The organism is Mesocryomonas fontinalis, from assembly GCF_055730125.2.
This window is the reverse complement of sequence record NZ_JBUZWG020000012.1, coordinates 167,508-173,507: the sequence shown is the minus strand read 5'-3', so window position 1 is coordinate 173,507 and position 6,000 is coordinate 167,508. Positions and strand designations below refer to the sequence as shown.

General features: G+C 56.8%; 9 protein-coding genes. 4 read left to right on the top strand and 5 right to left on the bottom strand.

Features of this window, described 5'->3' with window-relative positions:
• Positions 1–534: helix-turn-helix domain-containing protein (locus ACZL02_RS23465; protein WP_496258578.1), on the top strand; the 534-nt coding region annotated here is incomplete at its 5' end.
• 353 nt (positions 535–887) lie between these two features.
• On the opposite strand, the gene ACZL02_RS23460 is transcribed toward ACZL02_RS23465, so the two are convergent.
• The 3 genes from ACZL02_RS23460 to ACZL02_RS23450 are packed head-to-tail and all read right to left on the bottom strand — an operon-like array spanning position 888 to position 1,810.
• Entirely contained in the window at positions 888–1,058 is a 171-nt protein-coding gene (locus ACZL02_RS23460) for a hypothetical protein (RefSeq protein ID WP_472941119.1), read from the bottom strand.
• A 35-nt stretch (positions 1,059–1,093) separates the two neighbouring features.
• A complete protein-coding gene (locus ACZL02_RS23455) occupies positions 1,094–1,327 on the bottom strand; it encodes a hypothetical protein (RefSeq protein ID WP_472941118.1) in 234 nt (77 codons plus the stop codon).
• Positions 1,328–1,345: 18 nt separating this feature from the next.
• Positions 1,346–1,810, bottom strand: a complete 465-nt coding sequence (locus ACZL02_RS23450) for a metallophosphoesterase family protein (protein ID WP_472941117.1) — start codon at positions 1,808–1,810, stop codon at positions 1,346–1,348.
• A 508-nt stretch (positions 1,811–2,318) separates the two neighbouring features.
• Here ACZL02_RS23450 and ACZL02_RS23445 point away from each other — a divergent pair.
• Complete coding sequence (locus ACZL02_RS23445) at positions 2,319–2,558, top strand: hypothetical protein (RefSeq protein ID WP_472941116.1); 240 nt, start codon at positions 2,319–2,321, stop codon at positions 2,556–2,558.
• Positions 2,559–3,129: 571 nt separating this feature from the next.
• Positions 3,130–3,315 (top strand): Rmf/CrpP family protein, encoded by a 186-nt coding sequence (locus ACZL02_RS23440; protein ID WP_472941115.1) that lies wholly within the window; start codon positions 3,130–3,132, stop codon positions 3,313–3,315.
• Positions 3,316–3,616: 301 nt separating this feature from the next.
• Here ACZL02_RS23440 and ACZL02_RS23435 read toward each other — a convergent pair whose 3' ends face one another.
• Positions 3,617–3,907 carry a hypothetical protein gene (locus ACZL02_RS23435; protein WP_472941114.1) on the bottom strand — a complete coding sequence of 97 codons (291 nt, stop codon included), beginning with the start codon at positions 3,905–3,907 and terminating at the stop codon, positions 3,617–3,619.
• Between the two features lie 163 nt (positions 3,908–4,070).
• Positions 4,071–4,553 carry a Ros/MucR family transcriptional regulator gene (locus ACZL02_RS23430; RefSeq protein ID WP_472941113.1) on the bottom strand — a complete coding sequence of 161 codons (483 nt, stop codon included), beginning with the start codon at positions 4,551–4,553 and terminating at the stop codon, positions 4,071–4,073.
• A 763-nt stretch (positions 4,554–5,316) separates the two neighbouring features.
• On the opposite strand from ACZL02_RS23430, the gene ACZL02_RS23425 reads away from it, so the two are divergent.
• Entirely contained in the window at positions 5,317–5,622 is a 306-nt protein-coding gene (locus ACZL02_RS23425; protein ID WP_472941112.1) for a hypothetical protein, read from the top strand.
• The last annotated feature ends 378 nt before the right edge of the window (positions 5,623–6,000 follow it).

Genomic DNA, 6,000 nt, shown 5'->3' with positions numbered 1-6,000 from the left:
AACGTCGGCAACGAAGGCATGACAGGGAAGCCGGTCGTGCTCGGTGGTGCGAAGGCGACGAACAGGATCGTCATGCAGGTAGCCGGAAACGGTCATTCGTTGCGAACAGAGCGTCTGGTAGAGGTCATGGACGAAAGTCGTGATTTCCGGCTCCTGCTGACACGATACGTGATGACCTGCGAGCTACAGTCTGAATACACCCTGCTGGCCGCTACCAATTACACAATCAACCAGCGCCTGGCGCGGTGGCTTCTGATGTATCACGACCGCATTGATGGCGATGACTTCCAGGTAACTCACGAACTTCTGGCGATGATGTTGAACGTTCGACGGGCGGGGATCACCTTAGCGATACATAAATTGGAAGGGGAACGTGCGATCCGGTCAACTCGGGGGGTGATCCATATCACCGACCGGGAGATACTGGAGGAGCAGGCTGCCGGCAGTTATGGAATTCCCGAGGCCTTTTACGAAGACATTATGCCGACAGTTTCGGCGAACGCAGGGGTAGAGAGCGCGGCCGCGATCATTTGACCGCTTATCTCTCTAGGTATGGCCGACCAGCACGCGAGTCGGACCTGACGATCGTACATTCGTTGGACGCGAGGAATTTGCGGATGCGGTTCGCCGGAACTGTCGGGTGACGCAGCCGTTAAGTGCTTGAAAAAGATAGAATATGAGCACAGCTACATTCACTCCCGCCCGGCATCGAAATTACTTGGCCCGCCGCCGGGTTCGGCCTTCCGAAGCACTCAGCCCTGCCCGCGGCGTAATGGTCGCGCTAGGCGTCTCATCGGCAGTGTGGGCTGGCTTGGCCTTCCTCATCTTCTAATCACTTTCGTCCGCAAGCCTCGCTACCGTTCACTAGGTAGCGGGGCTTTTGCGTTTCAAGCCTTTTGGCCTTCCTCGCCTTTGATCCGAGCGACATCGTCCGCTTCGGACTCCTCAATGTCCTCTGCTTCCGTGCTCTTGGTTTCAGCTACAACGGACGTGACGCCGCTGTCGCCATGGACCGTGGCCTCGACGATGCGTGGGTCCTTCTCGTCTTTGTCTGTCATTTCGGTTGGCTCTTCCCGTGGGTTGCCCAAGTGCTTCACATCACCGAGCGTGCCGCAGCTTCGATGTCCATGTCAGTGTCGGCATCCGCCAGCAAACCTGCAATGTGGTTCCGCGCTAACTCGAGCATCGCCTCGGCAACCTCGGCCTCACTCCAGCCGGCGATCATGGCACCGGCTATGGCTTCCTGAAAGGTCGCCTCCATTGCAAACTCGCAGTCAATTCCACGGCCGGGATGCTCAGGCGGGTGTTTTGGTGCGTTGATATCCATGGCGACAACCTAGGGCGATCAGACTTTGACGACCAGCGGCTCTGTTGTCGTCGTGCCAGCGTGGATCCACCGAGATACCTTGCCGGTTCTCGTGATGGCGTCGATATCCTCCCGCGGGCCGTCGTAGGTTACAATGACGGTCGGCCCATCGTGCGGTTCATCAAGCGCCGCCAGGATGAAGTCGTGGTCGGGCTTGTGCATACCGATGAAGCGAACCCCCTCGATCGTTGTAGCATCACGCTCAAGGAACCGTAGGCGGAGATATTTCTTCGACTGCCGGCGCCCTTCAGCCAGCAGCCGGGACCTGTTCGTCCCATCCAGCTCCATTAGCCCAGCGATCAGCACGACCGGCTTCTGGAACGACAGACTGGCTTTATAGAGCGCCTTCACCGGCGTGCCGGCATAGTCACCCGCAATGACGATGATATCAGCCGACATGCCGGCAGCCCCGGTCTGGGGAGAAGTGATCAGCAATTTTGTCATGCAGTCCTCGGGAATCGCGGCGCCAAGTCACGTCGCACAGACTCTCGAACGAGATGGTCAAGGCTACCACTCGGAACGAACATTGCTCCCTAGTGGTCCCACATCCGACAGAGGCGGTAGCCTATTACCCAGCCGATCGATGATCTGCTGCCAAGCATCGGCGGCTTCCAGATGGCGCCGCTTCGCGTTCGGCAGCGATGTTGCTGCTGCCGCTTTCAGACATTCCTGCTTGCGGTCCTGGTAATGGGCAATGGGGTAGTCCCGCGTCGGCGATGTCATGTAAAAAGCATCGCTCCCACCATCAGCATGGCTGCGGCTGTGCCGATGGCTGGCCAGATAGGAACGGACGACGAGACAACGGCGGGGCGACGAGAAGTGGAAAGGATCATCTGCAGGTCCTTTAACGTGGTGGCCTCAATCAAAAGCAAAGTCTTAATGGCTTTTAACGTTTGTGGTTGCAGGACCCTGCGGAACGAACGCTTCTGCACCTTCTTGGAAGGACCGCGCCATGTCGAAGCCAGATCCAGTTGGAACGAACCCGAACGACCAGATTCCCAAGGGCGGAGCCCTGAAGCCTGGGGAGATCGTTCCTGAGGAGTTCGAGGACGTAGAGCTCTATGCCGACGATAATGAGCTTGGCCCAGTCGACGAAGACGAGGACGAACCCGGCTTGCCGGAAGAGATCGAAGACCGCGAGAACCAGGCTGGCACCGAACAGATGGACCGCGGGAAGTTCAAGCGGGACTGATCGCAATGCCTGACAATGACCAATACCCCGCGAGCCGAAGGGCAATTTTCACTTGATCGGTGTCGTAATCCTTGTCGCGATAGTCACAATCATTGTCCTCGAAATATGCAAAAACCCTCCCGGGGAAGGGTCTGCCGCAGTGCCGACCCAGACCGATACCGTACGATGATAGCGGATTAGTATTCCGCTGCGGAACCCTTGCTGCATTGCGGTATTTGTCGACTCGATTGCTGCACTCGCACTTTGGATCAACCAATGGAAAACGCATCGCCTGCCCGCAGCTCCTCCATGGCCAACCTAGTCCGGGTCGTTTTGCCGATCACTATGGCAATCGCTCTACCTCCGCTTTTGCTGGGATGGGCGCTAGTCCAGGCGGCAAGCTACCTGAACTAGCTTTTTCTGCAGGTCGACCTTCGACGATTGCGCCGCTGATTACGGCGGTGCAGTCGACCAGCAGGCGGTAAGCATCGAAGAAATCTTCTCATCGCTTCGACGCGCTACATGGGAATTGATCGCAAGTGCTAAAGTCTGCTCTGCATCATATGCAGGTTCTGGTTTGGAGGCACATTTCATGATCGGTCGATGGTTCAACGAAGGCGTCGAAGCATACGGGAGCGGCGTCCGCGTCAAAGATTGCCCGTATCCTATGGGTTCAGAACAGCAGGGCCAATGGCTGGCCGGATGGACCCAGGCGCATGGTCGCGCAACGACAAATCAACCAAGTGCTATTGCTGAGCCGCCTAAAGATGCGGAATAGTTTCAAAGCCGCCTCAATCTTGCCGGACTACTGACTTTTCGCGTGCGGCTCGAAGTTCGGTAGACTTACGCCTGCGCGCAGCCATTTCCTCTAAATCGAGCTCGAGACCCGTTCCATTTTCATGGCGCTCTTCAAGCACCCGAAAATAGGGATACTCGACCATGTGACTGACGTCTCTCGGCATGTGCATGTCTTCTCCTTGTGAGGAGGACAGATTTAAGCGCGAGCGAACAGGCCGACATTCTCAAGTGTTAATTTTTATTGACCGTGGGGTATCGGTCAATCTCCCGATTGGAAGCTTCTACCGGGCAGCGACAAGCTGCGGCTCGGCATTGAAGGTCACCAGAAGTTGTCCGGTTCGGGAAATGGTCCAGTCCACCGTCGCCGACTGTTCAAAGACATCTTCGGTCACAGCCTTACAGGCGCCGTAGATTTTCGCTGCCGACGAACCACTGATCCGCATTTGTAGGGACATGTCGGACTCACAATCAGCTACATCCTCGTACGCGACCATAGAGGCCGGCAGTTCTGTACAAATTGATGCGTTGGTGTTGCAGCCAACTAGCAGCATCAGTGCAGCGACATGTTCCATCCAAGCTCTCCCTCGGTCAAGGAAAGCCGGGAACTGGCTAATGGTTCCTGTGGTCTGCCCGTCCGATGGGAAGAGCCCCCTCACCGGCAACTAGAAATTCCAGGGAGATAGAATGCTGGCAGCGAGGATCGTCACGACCCTCGGCTGCCTGGTTCTATGACGGTTAAGACGCGTCAGCGTTTTTGCGGGTAGCCTTGCGAGCCGGCTTCTCTGGCACCGGTTCGTCTGCCGGGTCTTTCTTTTTACGTCCCAGGCCGAGGCTCAAAGCCAACTCCGAACGCTTTGCGGCATAGTCCGCAGCCACCATAGAGTAGTTAGACGGGAGGCCCCATTTGCTACGATAGTCGTCCGGCGTCATGCCATACTTCGACATCAGATGGCGCTTCATCGACTTGAAGTGTTTTCCGTCCTCCAGGCAGATGATGTAGTCCGGTGTCACCGACTTCTTGATGGGGACCGCTGGCACCAGGTTCACGGGTTCAGGGGTAGTGACTTTCTCAGTTCCAAGCTCGCCGAGCGAGCTGTGAATGCTGGCGATCAGAGTAGCAATCTCAGTCGGCGCCACGCGGTTGTTGGCAACGTATGAGGCGGCGATGGAAGCCGTCAGAATGATGAGATCATTATTTGGTGCGTCATCGTTATGCATGTCAATCCGTGCGTAAGGAGAAGTCGGGCTGCCGTTAGAGGTATGTACTCTAAACTGCAAATCTGCAAATAAACGCACCCCCGGCTTGTTCTAAGAGGCATAACGTAGTCAGGTCGAATATGGGTTTTATAATCGTCGTTGGCGTCGCACTTTGGTTTTTCTTAGGCCACCCGGCCAAAAACGTCGCCAACATGTTCTGGCCGGCGGCCGCTGCGCCCTGGGAACAAGTCGACGCCTTTTACTACCCCGATCGAAGCGACCTGACACAGCATCACGAAGTGTCGGGCTTGGCGGACGTTTCGGATTGCCGCGGGGCTGTCACCAAAATGGCCGCGGACCTAAACGATATCGGATTATCTCGTGGTGATTATGAGTGCGGAGTGGGCCAATTGCCGTCTGAGTACGGCTTGAGGATCTATCGGATCACGGCAAAGTAAGCTCAGCCGTCAGGGACCTTTGCGAAGCCGCACGCCAGCGCCGCCTCCGTTCTCCGGGATAAACTCGATACCGGCGCCCTCTAGGGCACCCCGGAGCGCAGTTAGCGTCTCAGCGTTGCCTGCGCTGTGCCCATTCTCAAACCGCGTCACGGTCATGGACGATAGGCCGGCCAGATTCGCCAGTTCACGAACGCCAATTTGCAGGGCAGCTCGCGCCATTCGGCATTGCGCAGGATTTATCATTAACCACCTGTTGACAGGGTAGACAGTTTGAGGGATGCTTACCCTGTAAACAATACCGAGAACCTAACCCGAGAGCAACGAAAATGAAGAACGACATGATCCAGTCGACCAGCGAAGCTATGGCCAATCGCGCCGCGGTCGATCCGCTGCTTACACTCGTTCGCGCATACTGCGCCGAACGGGACCGCATCAACACAGACGAGAATGCAGACGACGAGCATTTCAGTTGGCTCTTCGATCGTCTCACGCACGACACGCCGGAATGCTGGACGGCTGAAGGCGCAGCCGAAGCGCTGCAGCTGGTCGCCGGCAACATACAGCACGACCTCTGCGATATGCACGGCCCCGTGCTGGCGTCGGTCATGACGTTTGTTGCACATCGCATCTGAGGCATGGCGACATTCAAAATTGAAGGGGCCGCTCTCGCGGCCCTTTCTTGCAGCCTGCTACTCAAGGCCTTCGGCACCAGCCAGACAGGTTACAGGAAGCACGTGCCGAACGACTTCACGTCAGTGATCTGCCAATTGTCTGCCGAGCGAGAACTACCAATCGCTCGAGTCTGGATGAGAATTCGGCATGGCGGGTTATCCACAACGAAGAACTTCCCATCTCCGCCGGGATAGGAATTCGTGGGCAGAACTCCGGTCTTTGAGATGAACTGCGTCATCGTCAAACTGATGACAGACGCCCGGGCCATTTCGCCCCGGCCTTCCCGCTCAGCCTGAGCCTGCGCACCCGTTTGGCAGTTCGCTAAGCTGAAGAGGATG

What these genes read in the sequence shown, in the direction of transcription:
- ACZL02_RS23460 (WP_472941119.1), bottom strand. Translation starts at nt 1,058, where the DNA reads ATGACAGACAAAGACGAGAAGGACCCACGCATCGTCGAGGCCACGGTC.
- ACZL02_RS23455 (WP_472941118.1), bottom strand. Translation starts at nt 1,327, where the DNA reads ATGGATATCAACGCACCAAAACACCCGCCTGAGCATCCCGGCCGTGGA.
- ACZL02_RS23450 (WP_472941117.1), bottom strand. Translation starts at nt 1,810, where the DNA reads ATGACAAAATTGCTGATCACTTCTCCCCAGACCGGGGCTGCCGGCATG.
- ACZL02_RS23445 (WP_472941116.1), top strand. Translation starts at nt 2,319, where the DNA reads ATGTCGAAGCCAGATCCAGTTGGAACGAACCCGAACGACCAGATTCCC.
- ACZL02_RS23440 (WP_472941115.1), top strand. Translation starts at nt 3,130, where the DNA reads ATGATCGGTCGATGGTTCAACGAAGGCGTCGAAGCATACGGGAGCGGC.
- ACZL02_RS23435 (WP_472941114.1), bottom strand. Translation starts at nt 3,907, where the DNA reads ATGGAACATGTCGCTGCACTGATGCTGCTAGTTGGCTGCAACACCAAC.
- ACZL02_RS23430 (WP_472941113.1), bottom strand. Translation starts at nt 4,553, where the DNA reads ATGCATAACGATGACGCACCAAATAATGATCTCATCATTCTGACGGCT.
- ACZL02_RS23425 (WP_472941112.1), top strand. Translation starts at nt 5,317, where the DNA reads ATGAAGAACGACATGATCCAGTCGACCAGCGAAGCTATGGCCAATCGC.